This is a genomic window from Micromonospora sonneratiae, from assembly GCF_042679305.1.
Classification (GTDB): Bacteria; Actinomycetota; Actinomycetes; order Mycobacteriales; family Micromonosporaceae; genus Micromonospora_H; species Micromonospora_H sonneratiae.
Genome location: NZ_JBHTMP010000005.1, coordinates 182,774 through 199,825, shown reverse-complemented (window position 1 = coordinate 199,825; position 17,052 = coordinate 182,774). Strand labels below are relative to the sequence as shown.

The 17,052-nt window shown below is 70.4% G+C and carries 14 protein-coding genes; 7 read left to right on the top strand and 7 right to left on the bottom strand.

Translation table 11 applies throughout. The annotated features are described in order from the left end of the window. The first annotated feature begins 219 nt into the window (after positions 1-219). The 3 genes from ACFQ4H_RS05495 (at position 220) to ACFQ4H_RS05485 (ending at position 2,663) form a co-directional block, all read left to right on the top strand. The gene (locus tag ACFQ4H_RS05495) at positions 220-627 is read left to right on the top strand and encodes a response regulator (RefSeq protein WP_377567615.1); all 408 of its coding nucleotides are present in this window, start codon (positions 220-222) and stop codon (positions 625-627) included. A 59-nt stretch (positions 628-686) separates the two neighbouring features. After that, entirely contained in the window at positions 687-1,745 is a 1,059-nt protein-coding gene (gene trpD / locus ACFQ4H_RS05490) for an anthranilate phosphoribosyltransferase (RefSeq protein WP_377567649.1), read from the top strand. A gap of 180 nt (positions 1,746-1,925) precedes the next feature. Further along, positions 1,926-2,663 (top strand): DUF4142 domain-containing protein, encoded by a 738-nt coding sequence (locus tag ACFQ4H_RS05485; protein WP_377567613.1) that lies wholly within the window; start codon positions 1,926-1,928, stop codon positions 2,661-2,663. On the opposite strand, the gene ACFQ4H_RS05480 is transcribed toward ACFQ4H_RS05485, so the two are convergent. The 6 genes from ACFQ4H_RS05480 to ACFQ4H_RS05455 form a co-directional block, all read right to left on the bottom strand. Beyond that, positions 2,656-3,534, bottom strand: coding sequence for an alpha/beta hydrolase family protein (locus ACFQ4H_RS05480; protein WP_377567611.1), 879 nt, complete (start codon positions 3,532-3,534; stop codon positions 2,656-2,658). The genes ACFQ4H_RS05485 and ACFQ4H_RS05480 overlap by 8 nt on opposite strands. Positions 3,535-3,566: 32 nt before the next feature. Beyond that, on the bottom strand, positions 3,567-3,854 hold the full coding sequence (locus tag ACFQ4H_RS05475) for an Lrp/AsnC family transcriptional regulator (protein WP_377567647.1): 288 nt from the start codon (positions 3,852-3,854) through the stop codon (positions 3,567-3,569). Between the two features lie 242 nt (positions 3,855-4,096). Further along, positions 4,097-4,969: a nucleotidyltransferase family protein gene (locus ACFQ4H_RS05470; protein WP_377567609.1), complete on the bottom strand. Its 873-nt coding sequence runs from the start codon at positions 4,967-4,969 to the stop codon at positions 4,097-4,099. 12 nt (positions 4,970-4,981) lie between these two features. Next, positions 4,982-5,515, bottom strand: a complete 534-nt coding sequence (locus ACFQ4H_RS05465) for an NUDIX hydrolase (RefSeq protein ID WP_377567645.1) — start codon at positions 5,513-5,515, stop codon at positions 4,982-4,984. Positions 5,516-5,572: 57 nt separating this feature from the next. Further along, positions 5,573-7,363 (bottom strand): RelA/SpoT family protein, encoded by a 1,791-nt coding sequence (locus ACFQ4H_RS05460; RefSeq protein ID WP_377567607.1) that lies wholly within the window; start codon positions 7,361-7,363, stop codon positions 5,573-5,575. A gap of 124 nt (positions 7,364-7,487) precedes the next feature. Next, positions 7,488-9,248, bottom strand: coding sequence for a DEDD exonuclease domain-containing protein (locus ACFQ4H_RS05455; protein WP_377567605.1), 1,761 nt, complete (start codon positions 9,246-9,248; stop codon positions 7,488-7,490). Positions 9,249-9,375: 127 nt separating this feature from the next. On the opposite strand from ACFQ4H_RS05455, the gene ACFQ4H_RS05450 reads away from it, so the two are divergent. The 4 genes from ACFQ4H_RS05450 (at position 9,376) to ACFQ4H_RS05435 (ending at position 13,802) form a co-directional block, all read left to right on the top strand. Continuing rightward, entirely contained in the window at positions 9,376-10,773 is a 1,398-nt protein-coding gene (locus ACFQ4H_RS05450) for an NYN domain-containing protein (RefSeq protein WP_377567603.1), read from the top strand. Between the two features lie 125 nt (positions 10,774-10,898). Beyond that, on the top strand, positions 10,899-11,219 hold the full coding sequence (locus ACFQ4H_RS05445; RefSeq protein ID WP_377567601.1) for a hypothetical protein: 321 nt from the start codon (positions 10,899-10,901) through the stop codon (positions 11,217-11,219). 181 nt (positions 11,220-11,400) lie between these two features. Then, entirely contained in the window at positions 11,401-12,660 is a 1,260-nt protein-coding gene (locus ACFQ4H_RS05440) for a M48 family metallopeptidase (RefSeq protein WP_377567599.1), read from the top strand. Next, positions 12,657-13,802 carry a glycosyltransferase family 4 protein gene (locus ACFQ4H_RS05435; RefSeq protein ID WP_377567597.1) on the top strand — a complete coding sequence of 382 codons (1,146 nt, stop codon included), beginning with the start codon at positions 12,657-12,659 and terminating at the stop codon, positions 13,800-13,802. Before ACFQ4H_RS05440 ends, ACFQ4H_RS05435 begins: the two co-directional genes overlap by 4 nt. Before the next feature lie 119 nt (positions 13,803-13,921). On the opposite strand, the gene ACFQ4H_RS05430 is transcribed toward ACFQ4H_RS05435, so the two are convergent. Next, complete coding sequence (locus ACFQ4H_RS05430) at positions 13,922-17,023, bottom strand: DNRLRE domain-containing protein (RefSeq protein WP_377567595.1); 3,102 nt, start codon at positions 17,021-17,023, stop codon at positions 13,922-13,924. Positions 17,024-17,052: the final 29 nt, after the last annotated feature.

Sequence of the window (17,052 nt, the reverse complement as noted above, 5' to 3'; positions counted from 1 at the left end):
CGGCCGACCCGGCCCGGTCGTCGGTCACCGTCGCCTGACCATCGACGCGCCGGGTGGCCCGGCGAGGGGTGCTGGCAGCGCCCCCCGCCGGCGACCCGGCCGGGACGACGGGGGCCCGGGCCCGACGGGTACGATCGGCGGGCACGCCGGGGTCGTTCCACCAGCCCAAGTCCGATGGACCTGGTGAACCACCCCACCGACGCGGGAGCCATGCGACTGATGACCGATCGTCTTTACACCGTCCTGCTCTACAGCGACGACCCGCAGGTCCGGGACCGGATGCGGTTGGCCGTCGGCCCCCGGCCGGCCAGCGACCTGAAGGTCGAGTTCGTCGAGGCGGCAACCTATGCCGAGTGCATCCAGCTGGTCGACGACTACGAGATCGACCTGCTGCTGCTCGATGGCGAGGCCACCCCGGCGGGCGGCATCGGCATCGCTCGGCAGATCAAGGACGACCGTGCGGATTCACCACCGGTCTGCCTGGTGATCGCCCGGGCTGCGGACCGCTGGCTGGCTGCCTATGCCGCCGTCGAGGCCACCCTGGTGCACCCGCTCGACCCGGTGACCACCGGCCAGACCGTGGCCGCGATGCTGCGCGCCGGCAACGGCGTCGAAGCGAAGGCCTGACGCGGACAACCGGTCCGTCTGCCACCGTCCGAACCCCACGCGCGCTCGGGAGGCCCATGATGGGCGAACGGAACTGGCCCAACCTTCTCACCGCGCTGTTGCGGTCCGAGGAGCTTTCCACAGCCGATACCGCGTGGGCGATGGGCGAGATCATGTCCGGGTCGGCGACGCCGGCCCAGATCGCCGGGTTCGCCGTGGCGCTACGGGCCAAGGGGGAGACCCCGGCCGAGTTGGCCGGTCTGGTCGAGGCCATGCTGGCCAACTCCGTGTCGGTGGACCTCCCGGAGGACGTCCGGCAGACCGCCCTCGACGTGGTCGGCACCGGCGGTGACCGGGCCCACACGGTCAACATCTCCACCATGACCGCCATGGTGCTGGCCGGTGCCGGCGTACGGGTGGTCAAGCACGGCAACCGGGCGGCGTCCTCCTCCTGCGGGGCCGCCGACCTGTTGGAGTTCCTGGGGGTGCCGCTGGACCTCGGGCCGGCGGGTGTCGCCCGGTGCGTCGCCGAGGCCGGGATCGGGTTCTGCTTTGCCGCCCGGTTCCACCCCGGCTTCCGGCACACGTCCGTGGCCCGACGCGAGATCGGCGTACCGACCGCCTTCAACTTCCTCGGCCCGCTGACGAACCCGGCCCGCCCGCGGGCAGCCGCCGTCGGTTGCTTCGACCAACGGATGGCCCCGGTGATGGCGGAGGTCTTCGCCAGCCGTGGTGACTCGGTCGTGGTGATGCGGGGTGAGGACGGGCTCGACGAGTTCAGCACCGCCGCGCCGACCCGGGTCTGGGTCGCGCACCAGGGCAGGGTGACCGAGAGCGTCGTCGACGTCGCCGACCTTGGCGTACCCCGGTCCGCCCCCGGTGACCTGCGTGGCGGTGACGTGGCCTTCAACGCCGGAGCGGCCCGGCGGCTCCTCGATGGCCAGCCGGGACCGGTACGGGACGCGGTCCTGGTCAACTCCGCCGTGGCCCTGGCCACCCAGGGAGGGCTCGGCGGTGACCTGCTGACCGCGCTGCGCGACGGGATGAGCCGGGCAGCGGAGTCGATCGACTCCGGCGCGGCCGGTCGGGCGCTGGAGCACTGGATCGAGGTGGCACGAGCAGCGCAGGCTGCCGAGTAACCCGACCACTTCCCGCCCTACCTCCCGCTCTGGCGCGAAAAGGTCGAGACCTCTCATATCGTCATTTTGGGTACGGACGCCTGCGAAGCGGCGGTTCCCTCAGGACCTTCCGGGGATAACCCGCGTGGATGCCTAACACGTGGGTACGCCCGAGGTTCAACGATTCGAGGGGGGATCGAAATGTCGGGGGTCAAACGCCTGGCGACAATAGCCGGGCTGCTGGTGTTGAGCCTGGCACCGGCCTCGGCGGCACACAGTGCCACCGTGGAGCGCGGCGCGGTTGCGCCGTCGAGCCAGGACAAACAGTTCCTACAGGCGATCCACCAGGTGAACCTGACGGAGATCGCCGCCGGTAACCTGGCCCAGCAGAAGGGCAACAACCAGCAGGTCAAGGACCTGGGGGCCCGGTTCGTAACGGACCACACCCAGCTGGATCAGACGGTGCAGAACACCGCCAAGTCGGTGGGGGTGAGCCTGCCAAACGCCCCTAACGCCGACCAACAGGCCGTCCTGAAACAGTTGCGGGGGGTCAGCGGCAGCACGTTCGACACGCAGTGGGTCTCGTCCGAGCTGACGATGCATGCCCAGGCCATGCAGTTGATCCAGTCTGAGATCTCCCAGGGCGCGGACACCACGGTGAAACAGGTGGCGCAGGACGCACTGCCGGTGATCCAGGCGCATCACGAGGCACTCGTCGCGCTGGCTCAACGGCTTGGTGTGACGGTGCCGGGCACGCCCGGCCCGAGCGCATCGGGCAGCCCGACCCCGGGTACGCCGAGGCCGGGAACCTCGAGTCCGGGTACTCCGGGCCCGACCAACACCGGACCGGGAAACACGGGCACACCGGGTCCGACCGGAACCCCGGAGACGCCGGGGCCGACCGGGACGGTGACAGCACCCGGACCGGCGGTCAGCTGATCCGCTGACTAGCGGCCGGTAGGCCGGTGGCGAACCTCGCGACTTGGGCGGCGAGCGGACCGGAAGCTCGTACCCAGGTGAAATGGTCGAGGGGGCCGCCGGCCTGCGCCGTGGTGTACCGCTCGCGCTGTATGGACGCGTCGGTCAGCTTGCCGCACAGGTGGTCGAGCGTCTCGTGTGGCGTGAACTGGTCCTGGTCGACGCTCACGGCGAGGACGGGTGTGCGTACGGAGCGCAGGGCCGCCTCCGGGTCGACTCCGTCGAGCATCGGGAACCGGCCGGTTCGCGCGGTGTACGCCCAGTCCCGGATCACGCCCCGCGCCTGCCGCCCACCGAATCCCCAGCCTGGCCATACCCCCAGCACTGCCGAGACGGCCGCGATTCCCTGGCTGTACGGCAGCACCCCGTAACGTCGCACGTCGGAGTAGGCACGCCAGTAGGGCATGCCGGACGCCACCAGGGCCAGACCATCCACGGTGTCCTTGCGCCCCAGGGCGAGGTGCAGCAGTGCGGCCTGGCCGCCCAGCGAGTGCCCCAGCAGCAGGCGGGTACGTCCATCCGTACGTGACTTGAGGCTGTCCAGCACCGAGCCGACGTCGCTCGCCAGTTCGGCGTAGCCGTACCGGTCGGCCCGGCTCGGCCGTGGCGTGCTGACACCGGTGCCCCGCAGGTCGGCCACCACGACGGCGAGCCCGGCCGAGCGCAGGGCAGCCGCGAACGGTCGGTAGTAGCGGGCCCGGACCCCCATCGCCGGGCAGATCACCACGACCGGCGCGCCGGTCACGTTCTCCGGTTCCGGGTAGAGCTGAATCCCGAGCCGGCCGCCGTCGACGTCGACGAACTCCTGCTCGTACTCCTCAGTAACATCCACCCGTACAGGGTACGTGCGGCGCCGGGACCGACTCAGTCGGCGTTGGCCAGCCCGATCGCGAACGCCTCCTCCAAGTCGTGCTGCGAGTACGCCCGGAAGGCGATGTGCGACTCGGTGTTGAGCACGCCCGGCACCTTGGAGATACGACCGGCGATCACCTCGGCGATCTGGTCGAACTCGCGGACCCGGATCATCGCGATCAGGTCGACGTGTCCGGCCACCGAATAGACCTCGCTGACCCCGGGCAGAGCGGCCAGCGCCTCGGCCACCTCGGGGATCGAGTCGGTGGCGCAGTCGATCAGGACGATCGCGGTGATCACAGTGGGGTTCTCCAATCGTGGCTCGGCGGGTCCGCTCGCTCCTGGCGTTCACCGGGCCCTGCCTACGCGCGTCGTGGCTCATGCTAGATGGTCGCCCCGGTAGCCGGGCCGGCTACCGGGTACCGGTCGTTGGTCGGCACGATCAGTCGGTGGGCGACAGGGGCAGCCGCCGATCGGCAAGGTCAGCCGTTGGTCGCCACGGTCAGCCGTTGGTCGCCACGGTCAGCCGTTGGTTGCCGGGGTCAGCCGTTGGTCGTCAGGGTCAGGTCCCGGCCCACCCGGATCGCCTCGGTCAGTTGCTGGCCCCCGGTCACCATTCCACCGGGCCATACGACGGAGCGGGTGATCGTACCGTCCACCACCGCGCCAGCACCGACCACCGACTGGTGACAGGTCCCGGTGACGGTCGCGGTGGGATGGATCAGGTTGCCGCCGCCGGCGGCATGCAGGTTCGCGGCCAGATAGTCGGCCGGTGTGCCGGTGTCGAGGTACGTGCCGGTGAAGCTGACCACGGTCAGTTCGCCCGCCGCCTCCGCCGGCCGCCAGACCGCTCGGACCAGGTCCGAGTGGGTTACCGGCAGGTCCCGGATCCAGCGCCACGGCAGCAGGGACCAGCCGGCGAACCGGTGGCCGCTGAAGCTGCCGGGTTCGTCCGGGCCGTGGATCGGTTGACCGAGCAGCCGTACGGTCCGACCGTCCCAGTCGGCCAGCAGCGCGGCGATGTCCGGTCCCGGTGGTGCCTGCGGGTCCGCCAGGTATCCGTCGGCGTTGCCGACCAGCACCCCGCGACCGTCGATCCAGTCCCGTAGGTTGGCCAGCCCGCCAGCGGTGCCGAGCAGAGCGGGCTCCACCGACAGGTGCCCCCGCCCGCCGACGTGCTCGGCGACCTGCTCACCCAGGTAGCAGGCGTTGACCGCAACCGAGTCCGGACCGGCGAAGCCGAGCGCCGCCGTCCGGGCCAGTACCCGGTCCAGCAACGGGACGTTGCCCACCGGACACAGCGCCTTGGGCAGGTGGGTGGTCAGTGGGCGTAGTCGGCTGCCCTCACCGGCGGCCAGCACCACGGCGCAGACCCGGTCCGGACGGTCGCTTATCGGTGCTGTGGACCCGGTCATGAATCCGATTCCTCAGGCATCGGGGCGGGTGGTGGACTGCTGCTGCTCGGCTCGTGGACCGATGCCGTAGATGCCCAGCAGCACCCCGGTCGCCCGGGTCAGGCGGGGCAGGTCAGTCAACGGGTGCCAGGCCGCTTCGTACACCTCGGCGCCGTCCACCACGAGTTCGGTGGTCGAGGCCGGTACCCGCGCCTCGAACACCATGTCCACCCAGCCCTTGGCGTGCACCACGGCATTCGGTACGGCCGGTCGCAGGTCCTCGGGGGACAACGCGATTCCGGTCTCCTCCCGCAGTTCCCGGGCCGCGCCGTCGATCGGGGCCTCGCCGCGGTTGAGCAGACCGGCGGGGAGCCCCCAGCCCGGACCGGTCGGCTGGCGCAGCATCAGCAACCGACCCGGTGCCTCCGCCTCGCTGTCGAAGACCAGGGTCACCGCGCCCACGATGTACTTCGGCACGACGAGTCGGACCAGCCGCCGCCGTACGCGGACCGGCAGCCGGTAGAAGGTGCCGTACACGATGGCGCGGACGGACGAGCGGCGAATGATCACGAGGCCAGGCTAGAGGTCGGTGGACGGGTGGGCGGAAGCTGGGGCGTCGGCGGGCTAATGGCGCTGGTCAACCCGGGCGATGAGTTGCTCGACCACCGAATCCGGCTCGATCACCCGGTCGAAGACCGCGACCAGCATCGTTTCCAGGTCGGGATAGCCCAGTTCCTCCGCCAGTTGCCGCAGTGGCGTGTCGTTGGCCAGTCCCCGGTGGTGTTTACGCAGGGCGAGCCCGATCGTGGACCGGCCCAGCCGTACCTTGTCGGTGATCGAGATGCCCGGCTCCTGGTGCTCGGCGAACCACCGGTTGATCTGCATCTGGGCGTGCGGCGACTTGACGAAGCTGAGCCATTCCCGGCGTGGTCCCGGCGGCGCGACCTGGGCGTCGAACTCGGTGTGCCCGTCGGCCTCGGTGAAGATCTCCACGACGTCCCCCTCCTCCAGTTCGGAGGAGAGCGGTGCGAGTCGACCGTTGATCTTTGCGGCGAGGCAGTGGTCGCCACGTTCGGTGCTCAGCTCGTAGGCCAGGTCGACCGGAGTCGAACCCGCCGGTAGCACGATCTGGCGCCCTTCCGCGAAGACCTGGATCTGGGACTCGGCGAGGTCGCAGCGCAGCGACTGGAGGAACTGTGCCGGGTCGGCGGTCGTCGGCTCCCAGTCGAGCACCCGACGGAGCCAGGCGAGCTGCTCCCTGCGGGCGTCGGCGGGGGAGTTCTGCTGCGGGAAGCGGAACTCGGCGGCGACGCCGTACTCGGCCAGTCGGTGCATCGCGACGGTGCGGATGAGCACCTCGACGGTCCGGTTGTTCGGGCCGATGACGCTGGTGTGCAGGGAACGGTAGAGGTTGTTCTTGGGAGCGGCGATGAAGTCCTTGAACCGGCCCGGCACCGGACGCCAGAGCGTGTGTACGGCACCCAGAGCGGCGTAACAGTCGGTCTCCGGCCCGTCGACGACGATCGCGATCCGTGGCAGGTCGAAGGGCTCGGAGTGCTGACCGGCGACGGTGTCCTTCCAGATGGAGTAGTAGTGCCGGGGGCGGGGTGCGACGGAGGCGTCGACCTTGTTCCGCCGTAGCGCGACCTCGGTCCGGCGTACCACGGTCTGGAGGTAACCGTCCCAGTGCGGGCGGTGCCGGACGTGGTCGTCGATCCGCGCGTACTCCTCGGGCTCCAGATGCTCGAGTACCACGTCGTCGAGTTCGCGCTTGAGCGCCTGGATGCCGAGCCGGTCGCAGAGCGGCACCAGGACCTCCTGCGTGGCGCGGGCGATGCGGGCACGGGAAGCGGGCGACCGGACACCGAGGGTACGCATGTTGTGCAGCCGGTCAGCCAGCTTGATGATCAGCACCCGGACGTCCTTGCCGGCCGCGATGATCATTTTGCGGATCGTCTCCGCTTCGGCGGCCTTGCCGTAGAACGCCTTGTCGAACTTGGTGACGCCGTCGACCAGGTGGGCCACCTCGGGTCCGAAGTCCGCGTCGAGGGCCTGGAGGGTGTAGTGGGTGTCCTCCACTGTGTCGTGCAGCAGCGCGGCGACCAGGGTGGTGGTGTCCATGCCCAGGTCGGCGCAGATCTGGGCCACCGCCAGGGGATGGGTGATGTAGGGCTCACCACTCTTGCGGAACTGCCCCTGGTGCATGCTCTCGGCGATGGTGTAACCGCGTCGTAACGCTGCGGTGTCGGCGCCGGAGTGGATGTCCCGGTGGGTACGGACCAGTTGGGTGACCGGGTCGTGCTGGGCGGGCGGGCGGGACAGCAGCGTACGCAGGCGTCGGGCCAGCGGGATCTCGGTCGGCTTTGTCAGCCGGGCGCCCCCCAGTGCGGCCCCGTGGCCGGCGTCGAGGTCCACGCGAAATACCTCCTCACCCAGCTCCGCGCCGTCGGACAGGCGGGCGGAAGCAGGCCACGAAACGGGCAGGACTGCACTTCCTTAACAGCCTATGTGAGTCGACGTTATCCGATCGGCCATATGCTTATGCGCTTTCGGTTGAGAGTTGTGTCGGCAGTGTCGCCTCGGCCTTGGCCAGCAGGTCGCGGAATCGAGCCGCTCCTCTGACCGGCGAGGCCCAACCGGTCGAAGTGTGGACCAGGCGGGTCTCGGGTCGTTCCAGCCAGGACAGGATGCGTTCGGACTCCTCGGCCGAGGCGTTGGGCACCGGTCCGTGACCGGGCAGGACCGTCTCGGCGGTGGCGCGGACGAGGTCGAGGACCGGTCGGGGGTCGACCCCCGGGGGAGCGGCACCCGCGCCGGCCAGCCGGCCGTGTCTGACGATGGCGAGGTCCCACCCGCCGTCCTCGCGCCGTCGGGCGGCGGCCAGTTCGGCGATCCGGGTCAATCCGGTCAGCCGCTGCATCCGTACGGTGGCCCGCAGCAGCGCGGCCAGCCGACCGCGTACGACCGCTGCCTCCTCGTAGCGCTGATCGGCGGCCAGCGACTCGATCCGGGCCAACAGCGCGTCGACCATCACCTGCGGGTCACCGGTGGTGGCGGTGCGCAACGGCGCGACCGCCTGCTGTTCGTAGTCCGCCGTCGAGATTCGGTGCTCACAGGGGGCCGGGCAGCGCCCGAGTTCGGCCAGGGCGCAGGACGGCATCGTGGTGCGGGTGGAGAGTCGATGCGTGCACTGGCGCAGCGGCACCGCGTCGTGGATCCCGGCCGAGGCCAGTTCGGCCGTACGGCGTGAGGAGAACGGTCCGAGGTAGGTGGCGTCGTCCGGGCCGAGCGCCTGAACCACCGACAGTCTCGGGTACGCCTCGTTCGTCAGCTTCAGCCACACCGCGCGATCGGGGTACTTCGAGCGCCGGTTGTACGGCGGGGCATGCGCGGCGATCAGCCGCAGCTCCCGTACCTCGGCCTCCAGGGCGTGCGCGCACTCGATCGCCTCCACCCGCTCGGCTGCCGCCAGCATCTCCGAGATCCGGGCCCGCTTCTCGGCGGCGGTGAAGTAGCTGCGGACCCGGGTGGCGACGTTGCCGGAGGTGCCGACGTAGAGGGGGCGGTCGTCGGCGGCCCGGAAGATGTAGACCCCCGGCACCCGGGGCAGCCCGTCGGCCAGGTGCCGCTTGCGCCGCTGGGTCGGGGTGACCGCCCTGGCAAACTCGATCATGTCGCCGAGGGTCTGCACCCCGTGGCCGCCGAGCCGGGCGATCAGGCCGTGCAGCACGTCGACGGTCGCCTGGGCGTCGTCGAGCGCCCGGTGGGTGGGCTGGCAGGACGTGCGGAAGAAACTGGCGAGGGTGGCCAGCTTGTGGTTCGGGACCTCGTCGCGGGTCAGCACCCGCCGGGCCAGTGCGACGGTGTCCAGCACCCGGGGACCGGGCCACTGGTATCCGTGCCGGGCACAGGCCGCCTTGAGGAAACCCACGTCGTACGGGGCGTTGTGGGCGACCAGGACCGCGCCCCGGAGGAACTCCAGGAAGCTGGGCAGCACCGCTTCGATCCGTGGGGCGGGGGCGAGCATCGCCTGGGTGATGCCGGTCAGCACGGTGATGAACGGCGGGATCGGCTCGCCCGGGTTGACCAGGGTGGCGAGGACGCCCAACTGCTCACCACCGCGTACCTTGACCGCGCCGATCTCGGTGATGCCGCCGCTGTCCGGAGCGCCCCCGGTGGTCTCGAGGTCGACCACCACGAACGTGGTCCGGTGCAGCGGCAGCGAGTCGGCCGGGCCGGTGGTCTCGCCGCTGAGCAGCAGTCCGTCGAGGGGTTCCTGGACATATCCGGGTTGAGCCACGACGGCAGGGTACGAGCACCGCCTGACACTCCAGCCCCAGCTGGCACCGAGCGTGACTGGCAATCAACTCAGTGAGATCATCTGTGTCAGTAGGCGGCGGACCTGTTTGCGATGGGAGACTTGACACATGCCCCTTACCGAACCGTCCGACGACCGCCTCCCCGAGGAGACGGTCGCCGCCGACCCAACCGGCGGTACGGACGGGGCGGTGGACGACTCCGCCGACTCGACCGAGCCCTCACTGCCCGAGCCGGTCCGGCAGCGGATCGTCGCGTTGACCGCCACGGCCCTGCCGGCCCTGCCGGCCGACGAGGTGCCCGCCCCGTTGCGTCGGGTGGCCAAGTTCGCACCGAACCGACGGGCCCGCCTGGGCGCTGCCGCCATCGCCACCCAGCTCTCCGGTGACCCGCTCTTCCGGCAGCGGGTGGCCAGCCGGATCGTCACCGATGCCGGGGAGCTCGGTGCGGCGGTGGTGGAGGGCACGGCGCCGGCGGCTGCCGATCCGGTCGAGGTCGCCGCGCTCGCCTACCTGGTCCGTCCACCGGGCTGGCGGGACCTGGTCGAGGCGGCCGGCGCGGCGGTGCAGGCCGAGGTGGACAGCGCCGTGGTCACCGAACTGGTCCGGGGCGCCGAGCAGCGGGTTGCCCGGGCCGAGCACGACCGGGCCGTGGCGAAGGTCGAGGCCGACAAGCTGCGTGACGAACTGGCCCGGGTCAGGGAGGAGCTGGGCCAGCTGCGCGAGGAGAACCGGGCCCTGGGCCGGACCCTCCGGGAGACCCAGGCCCGCGAGCGCAAGGCCAGCGAGATGCTGGCCACCGAGAAGGGCCGCGCCGCCCGGGCTGCGGCCGATCATGACTCGGAGCTCCGGAGACTGCGGGCCAAGCTCGCCGAGGCGGAGACCGCCGCCGGTGTCGCCCGACACAGCGCCAAGGAGGCCCGGTCGGTCGGCGACGCCCGTATCTGGTTGCTACTGGAGACGATCGGCCGAGCTGCGGTCGGCCTGCGGCGGGAACTGGCGCTCGATCCGGCGCAACGGCTGCCCGCCGACTTCGTCGCCGACGCGTACGTCGATCAGCCGGCCGCCGCGACCTCCGCCCGGGCCCGGGACACCGACGACCCGGCCCGGCTCGATGAGTTGCTGGCCCTGCCCCGGGCGCATCTGGTGGTGGACGGTTACAACGTCACCAAGCGTGGATTCGGGGAGATGTCCCTGGAGCAGCAGCGCAAGCGGCTCATCACCGGTCTCGGTGGCATCGCGGCGCAGACCGGCGACGAGGTGACCGTGGTGTTCGACGGGGCTGAACGGATGCACGGGCTGCCCCCTTCGCCGCGCGGCGTACGGGTGCTCTTCTCCCGCAAGGGGGAGACGGCCGACGACCTGATCCGCCGGCTGGTCCGGGCCGAGCCGAGTGGCCGACCGATCGTGGTGATCTCCTCCGACCGGGAGGTCGCCGACGGGGTACGGCGGCACGGTGCCTACCCGTTGGGGGCGGACTCCCTGCTCCGCCGGCTGGCCCGGTCCTGAATCGGGATTCCTCCGACTTTCGTCGCCACTCGGCGGTTTTGTCGTACCCGGGGATTAGCGTCGATGTAACCGACGGTGGCCGGTCCGCGACGTGCGGGTCGTACCCCACCGCTGAGGAGGGAACCATGCTCATCGACTGCGACGGCTGCACCGCCCGTGGGACGGGCTGCACCGGGTGTCTGGTCAGTGTGCTGTTCGAGGCCCCGCCAGCGCAGGCCCACCTGACTCCGCAGGCCCACCTGACCCCGCAGGCCCACCTGACCCCGCAGGCCCACCTGACTCCGCAGGAGCACCGGGCGATCGAGGCGTTCACCCGTGCCGGCTTCGACGTGCAGGTGATGGCCGAGCCGGTGGAGACCCCGCCCCGCCAACCGTCCTCCCGGCCCCGGGCCACCGGCCGTGGCCGGGCCACCAGCCATACCCGTAGCCGCCGGCACGTGGCCTGAACCCACCGGCCGGGCTGTCGGCCCGCCACCACTGCGGTACGCCGGACGGCCCGGTACCCCGCGCCGGGCAATAGGATGAGCCGGCGCGCACGACGGGTGGCGGGAGGAACGGCGTGGTGACTGGGCGGAAGAGGCGGGCCAGCGGGCCGCGGGTGGGCCCGAGCGCCGCCGGAGCGGGCACATGACGCCCCGGGCCTGGGCAGCGCTGACGCTTGCCGGGCTCGTCGTCACCCTGCTCGTCGCCGCAGTGCTGCTCGTGCCGTGGAGCCGCCCGCCGGCCCCCAGGGCCGATCAACTCGCCGCACTGGGGGAGCTGCCCCGGGCCGAGGTCGCCCGCGCCCGGGAGTTCCGTGGCGCGCTGCGCCCGGGCTCCTACGGTGCGCTGGTGGTCGGGTTGCTGGCCGCGCTGGCGCTGGGCCTGACCCCGCTGGGCGCGAAGCTGGTCAGCCTCGCCGGCCGTCCGTTCGGTGACCACTGGATCGCCCAGGCGGTACTCGGCGGGTTGCTCGTCGTACTGGCGGCGGACCTGCTGACCCTGCCCTTCGCCGCCTGGCGTCATGCGGTGGTGGCCCGCTACGGGTTGTCCACCCAGGGGTGGGGCGGCTGGACCGTCGACCTGCTCAAGTCGTACGCGGTCAGCGCGGTGATCGGCGCGGTCGCGCTGCTCGGCTTCTACACCGTGACCCGGCTGGCGCCCCGCTGGTGGTGGGCGTTCGGCGCGGCCGGAGCCGCCGGACTGGTCGTGCTGCTCTCGTTCATCCTGCCGGTGCTGGTCGAGCCGGTCTTCAACCGGTTCACCCCGATGGAGCAGGGCCCCCTGCGCACCGAACTGATGACGCTGGCAGCCCGGGACGGTGTGCCCGTACGTGACGTGCTGGTAGCGGACGCGTCCCGGCGTACCCGGGCGGTCAACGCCTACGTCTCCGGGTTCGGCCCGACCCGCCGGATCGTCGTCTACGACACCCTGCTGCGCGAGGCGACGCCGGCCGAGGTCACCAGTGTGGTGGCCCACGAGTTGGGGCATGCCAAGGACCAGGACGTGTTCACCGGTACGTTGACGGGCGCGCTTGGCGCGGCGGCGGCGGTCATCGTGCTCTACCTGCTCGGGTCGTGGGGGGCGCTGCTGCGCGTCGCAGGCGTCGAGTCGATAGCCGAGCCCCGGGCGTTCCCACTGTTGATCGCACTGGTGACGGTGGCCGGTCTGGTCGCCACGCCGGTGCAGGCGTTGGTGTCGCGTCACGTCGAGGCCCGAGCGGACGAACACGCCCTGACCCTGACCGGTGATCCCGCCACCTTCGAGGCGATGCAGCGTCGGCTGTCGACGGTCAACCTGAGCGATCCGGACCCACCACGGTGGGAATACCTCTACTCGGCGTCACATCCGTCCACCGTGGAGCGGATGGCCGCCGCCCGCGCCCATGCCCGAGGAGGCGGCGGGTGAACCGTACGCTGCTGATCACCAACGACTTTCCGCCCCGTCCCGGTGGCATCCAGTCGTTCGTACACAACCTGGCCGTCCGTCAGCCGTCCGACTCGCTGGTGGTCTACGCCTCGACCTATCAGGGCGCGGAGAGGTTCGACGCCGAACAGCCGTTCGAGGTGGTCCGTGAGGCCACACAGATGCTGCTGCCCACGCCGGCGGTGGCTCGCCGGGCCGCCCAGTTGGCCGTCGAGTACGACTGCGACACGCTCTGGTTCGGGGCTGCCGCCCCACTCGGGTTGCTGTCCCGGGGGCTGCGTCGCCGGGCCGGCATCGAACGGGTCGTGGCGTTGACCCATGGTCACGAGGTGGGCTGGGCTGCCCTGCCCGGGGCCCGGGCACTGCTACGGCGCATCGCCCGGGATGCCGACGTGGTCACCTACCTGGGCGAATACACCCGGGTACGGCTCGACCGGGTCCTGCACGGCCTTACCGACCTGCAACGGCTGGCACCCGGCGTAGACATCGACGTCTACCACCCGGGCGTCGACGGCACCGAGGTCCGGGCCCGGTACGGCCTGACCGACCGGCCGGTGGTGGTCTGCGTGTCCCGGCTGGTCCCGCGCAAGGGGCAGGACGCCCTGATCCGGGCGCTGCCCGACATCCGTCGCCGGGTACCGGACGCGGCGCTGCTGCTCGTCGGCGGTGGGTCGTACCGGAAGGAGCTGGAGAAGCTGGCGCGACAGACCGGGGTGGTCGACGACGTGTTCTTCACCGGCGCGGTGGAATGGTCGCAGTTGCCGGCGCACTACGCGGCCGGGGACGTCTTCGCCATGCCGTGCCGGACCCGCCGGGGTGGTCTCGACGTGGAGGGGCTCGGCATGGTCTATCTCGAGGCCTCCGCGACCGGCCTACCGGTCGTCGCCGGTGACTCGGGTGGTGCTCCGGACGCGGTCGTCGAGGGCGAGACCGGTCATGTCGTCGACGGGAGGAACATCCCGCAGCTCGTGGACCGGATAGTGCCGCTGCTCGAGGATCCGGACCTGGCCAAGCGGCTCGGCGTCGCCGGTCGCGCCTGGGTGGAGCGGGAGTGGCACTGGGGGCTCCAGGCCGATCGGATGGCCAGGTTGATGGCTCGGAACCACCAACCCCCGGTTCGCTGAAGGCCAGGCAACCGGCTCCCTCATCACCACTGTGCTGACTCCCTTCGGCCAGCGGACGACCTCCACCGGTGGCGCCTCGTCATAGTTGGCGCTGCCGGTGGAGGTCGTCGCGGTCATGTTCAGCCGAAGGCCTTGACCGCCGTCAGGTCCGTCGACAGGACGACCTTCACCGGTGCCCCGACGTTGGTGGCGGATGGGTAGTAGACCCGGACTCGCCCGTCCTCCCCGGAACGGGCCCAGAGGTCGGGTACCCGGTCTCCGTTCACGTCGGGGATGCTGACGATGGCGTTGACCTTCGCCTCCGTCCAGTCTGTCCCGTAGGAGACGTCTCCGTTGCGGGAGGTGGCGGCCGACTTGAGCGAGTTCAGGTCGACGCTGCCCGCCGTCGATCCCGGCTTTCCGTGTCGGACGTACATGCCGCCGCTGTCCAGGTTGCGCCAGAGCAGGTCGGGCGTGCCGTCCAGGTCGATGTCCGCCACGTTGAGGACCTCCTGGCGGGCCCACGAGGTGCCCTCCATCAGGATTGCCTCCTGGAAGCTCGCTCCCGTGTAGCCGGTCAACGTCCAGAACTGGGTTCCAACCCGTAGGAGCAGATCCGGACGTGTATCGCCGGTGATGTCGCCGACCGCCTTGATCTGCGTCCAGGTCGTGGGATCAGGCACATTGGACGGCAGCAGGATCCGTAGCCGGTGGTCGACATTGAAACTGCCGTACCCGTCACCGGGGTAGAGCCAGAAGCCACCGTCCGGGGTACGGGCGAACAGGTCGGTCGTGCCGTCGCCCGGGTAGACGTCGGAATGCTTGGTGATCAGGGCCGCCTTGCCGCTGGCCGGGTCGTACCAGTGGCCGGGCGGGTTGAGGCGGTTGCCGGTGATGTAGGAGGCGAACAATCCGCTGTACAGGTCACCGTCCACGTCGCCGGCAAACGTTCGCAGGTTGCCGGAAGGGTCGATGACGGTCAGGTCGGGAACTCCGTCGCCGCCAGTGTCACCCGGCCCGTCGGCTACGTCGCGGGGCGGGACATAGAAGGTGTAGGTCTTTAGGGCACTTCGGTTGCCGGCTGCGTCATAGGCGTACACCTCCAGGGTGTTGGGGCCGGCATGCCGTGGTCTCAGGTCGGGCACGGTGGCGGTGCCTGCGGTGGCCGGCACGTACGTAATGCCGACGCCATCCAGGGAGTAGCTGAACTGGGTCGCATCCTCAGAGGTGAAGGCGATGGGGCCGGTTTCGCCGAACTTCACCGTCGCCCAGGTCGCCCCGTCGTTGGTGGCCTCCTTGAACACGTCGCTTTCGACAACCGGGGCCGATGGTGCCGAGGCGTCGATGGTGATGCGGCAGGACTCGCTGCCGGATGGTGGGTACAAGGCCGAGGCGTTGGAGGAATCCTCGGCCCGCACATCCCACGAGTAGGTGGTCTTGTCCTCCAGGGTGGTGGAGGGGATCGTCAGGCTGCCCCTGCCGCTGATCAGGGAGGTGATCAGGGTGCCTGCCGGAGCCGTGGTGCCGGTCTTCCAGAAGCGGAAGCGTAGGCCGTTGAGGTTGCCGTCGGGGTCGGTGGCGGTCGCCGACAACACGATGTTGGTCTTGGCGACCGTGACGCCGTTACCGGGTCCGGCCACACAGGCACCACCGGGTACCGAGTCGACGCTTGTTGGTTCGGTGGGTGGCCGGTTGTAGACGACGTTCAGTTCTGCGGAGGTGACCTTGAACTTACGCCAGGTCACCGTGTCGGACTCGTTGCTGGCGTACATGCCGAACGTAAGGTTCGACAAGCCCTGATTGGCGCCCTGCTGGGCCGCGTTCTTCACGTCGAAGCTCACGTAGTCGTCCGCGCAACTGGTGCCGTAACCATGGGCGAAGGACTGCTTCTGTTGCAGCGTTATCCAGCTAGGTTGCTTGTTCCAGGTGGTGCCCGAAGAGATCGCGCCGGTGAGCCAGAGCTGCATCTCCCGGGCGTCGCAGTTCCAGGAATGGTTGTTGAGCACCTTGAAGCTGGCCGAGCTGACCGTCGCGCCCTTGAGGCTCGCGCTGTAGCCCATCCGCCAGAAGGAGCGGGCCGTCAGTGGGGTGTTCTTCTCGTAGCCGACCCGGGCGTCCGTACTGCCGGAGTTGAAGTTGGTGCCGTTCCAGGTGTTGGTGTTGGGGTGCTGCTTGTAGACGGTTGTCCAGGCCTGCTTGCCGCTGATGAGGGGCGGGTCCAGGAAGACAGGGAAGACCGACTTCTCGTCGGTGAGTAGGCCGGTTGCCGCAGCGTCCAGGTGCAGGCGGGCGTCGCCGGTGCCGTCGCCGTCGAGGCGGGTGGGCATTCGGGCCTGTCGTGCGCCTGGCTCGATGCCGTGGAGGCCGGAGAGCCAAAGCACGTCAGCAGCGGTGGCCACCGAGGTACGGGGTGCGGCTTCCGGGGCTTCCGGGTCCTGACCGGCGGAGTCCCAGGCGTACGGGGTGGGGATCGAGCCGATCTCCTGCCCACTGCCCGGATCGACGACCAGTACGCCGTCCGTGGTGGCGTCGTGTCGGAAGACCGCCGTGTCGGACCGTAGGCCGTAGGTCGGGGCGCTGACCGCCTGGATCGTGGCCGCAGCCCGGTTCTTGACGATCAGCAACTGTCCGAATCCACCGTCCTCGCGGGCGACGACGAGCAGGTCCGTCCCGGGAAGGGCCTCGGGATAGAGGGCACGTGAGCCGTCGAGCACCGGCTCGGGTAGCGGACCGGGCCACGTGTACGCGATGGTGTGCCCGTCGATGTCCATCTCGGCCAGCACGCTGGTGCCGTCCGTACGTCCGGACGTGCCGCCCGAGAAGCGTAGGGGAGTCGGGGTGTTGACGGGCCGGATGTCGAGGCCGTCAGCGTTGTTCCCGGTGCGGGTCAGCGTGTTGTCGATCGGCGTCCACCGGCCCCTGGCGTCCTGCATCCGCTGTGGCGTGGCGTGGATCGTGCTGCGGAGTTGTCCGCTCGGGAGTGCCCAGGTCAGTGAGGTGGCGCTGGTGGCGGTCTCCACGAGCGTCTCCTTGCCGGTCCGGAGCGCTTCGGCCATGGCAGCCGCCGCGTCCCGCAGCGGTGCGACAGGCAAGGGACCGACAGCAGCCTTCCGAGACTTGTCTGCGGTCCCGGGCCACCACAGTGGCAGGACTGCGACAAGTACGGCCAGCAGGACGCCCATGGTGAGGGTCAGCCTGGTCCGCGTGCGTACGAGAGGACTGAGCAGGCGAGGCGAGGTCACGACGGTCTACTCCCGTGGGGCCGGGCGGA

Bases quoted from the DNA above. Each gene is read 5' to 3' on its own strand.
- ACFQ4H_RS05495 (WP_377567615.1), top strand. From the start codon at position 220: ATGACCGATCGTCTTTACACCGTCCTGCTCTACAGCGACGACCCGCAG.
- trpD (WP_377567649.1), top strand. From the start codon at position 687: ATGGGCGAACGGAACTGGCCCAACCTTCTCACCGCGCTGTTGCGGTCC.
- ACFQ4H_RS05485 (WP_377567613.1), top strand. From the start codon at position 1,926: ATGTCGGGGGTCAAACGCCTGGCGACAATAGCCGGGCTGCTGGTGTTG.
- ACFQ4H_RS05470 (WP_377567609.1), bottom strand. From the start codon at position 4,969: ATGACCGGGTCCACAGCACCGATAAGCGACCGTCCGGACCGGGTCTGC.
- ACFQ4H_RS05450 (WP_377567603.1), top strand. From the start codon at position 9,376: ATGCCCCTTACCGAACCGTCCGACGACCGCCTCCCCGAGGAGACGGTC.
- ACFQ4H_RS05445 (WP_377567601.1), top strand. From the start codon at position 10,899: ATGCTCATCGACTGCGACGGCTGCACCGCCCGTGGGACGGGCTGCACC.
- ACFQ4H_RS05440 (WP_377567599.1), top strand. From the start codon at position 11,401: ATGACGCCCCGGGCCTGGGCAGCGCTGACGCTTGCCGGGCTCGTCGTC.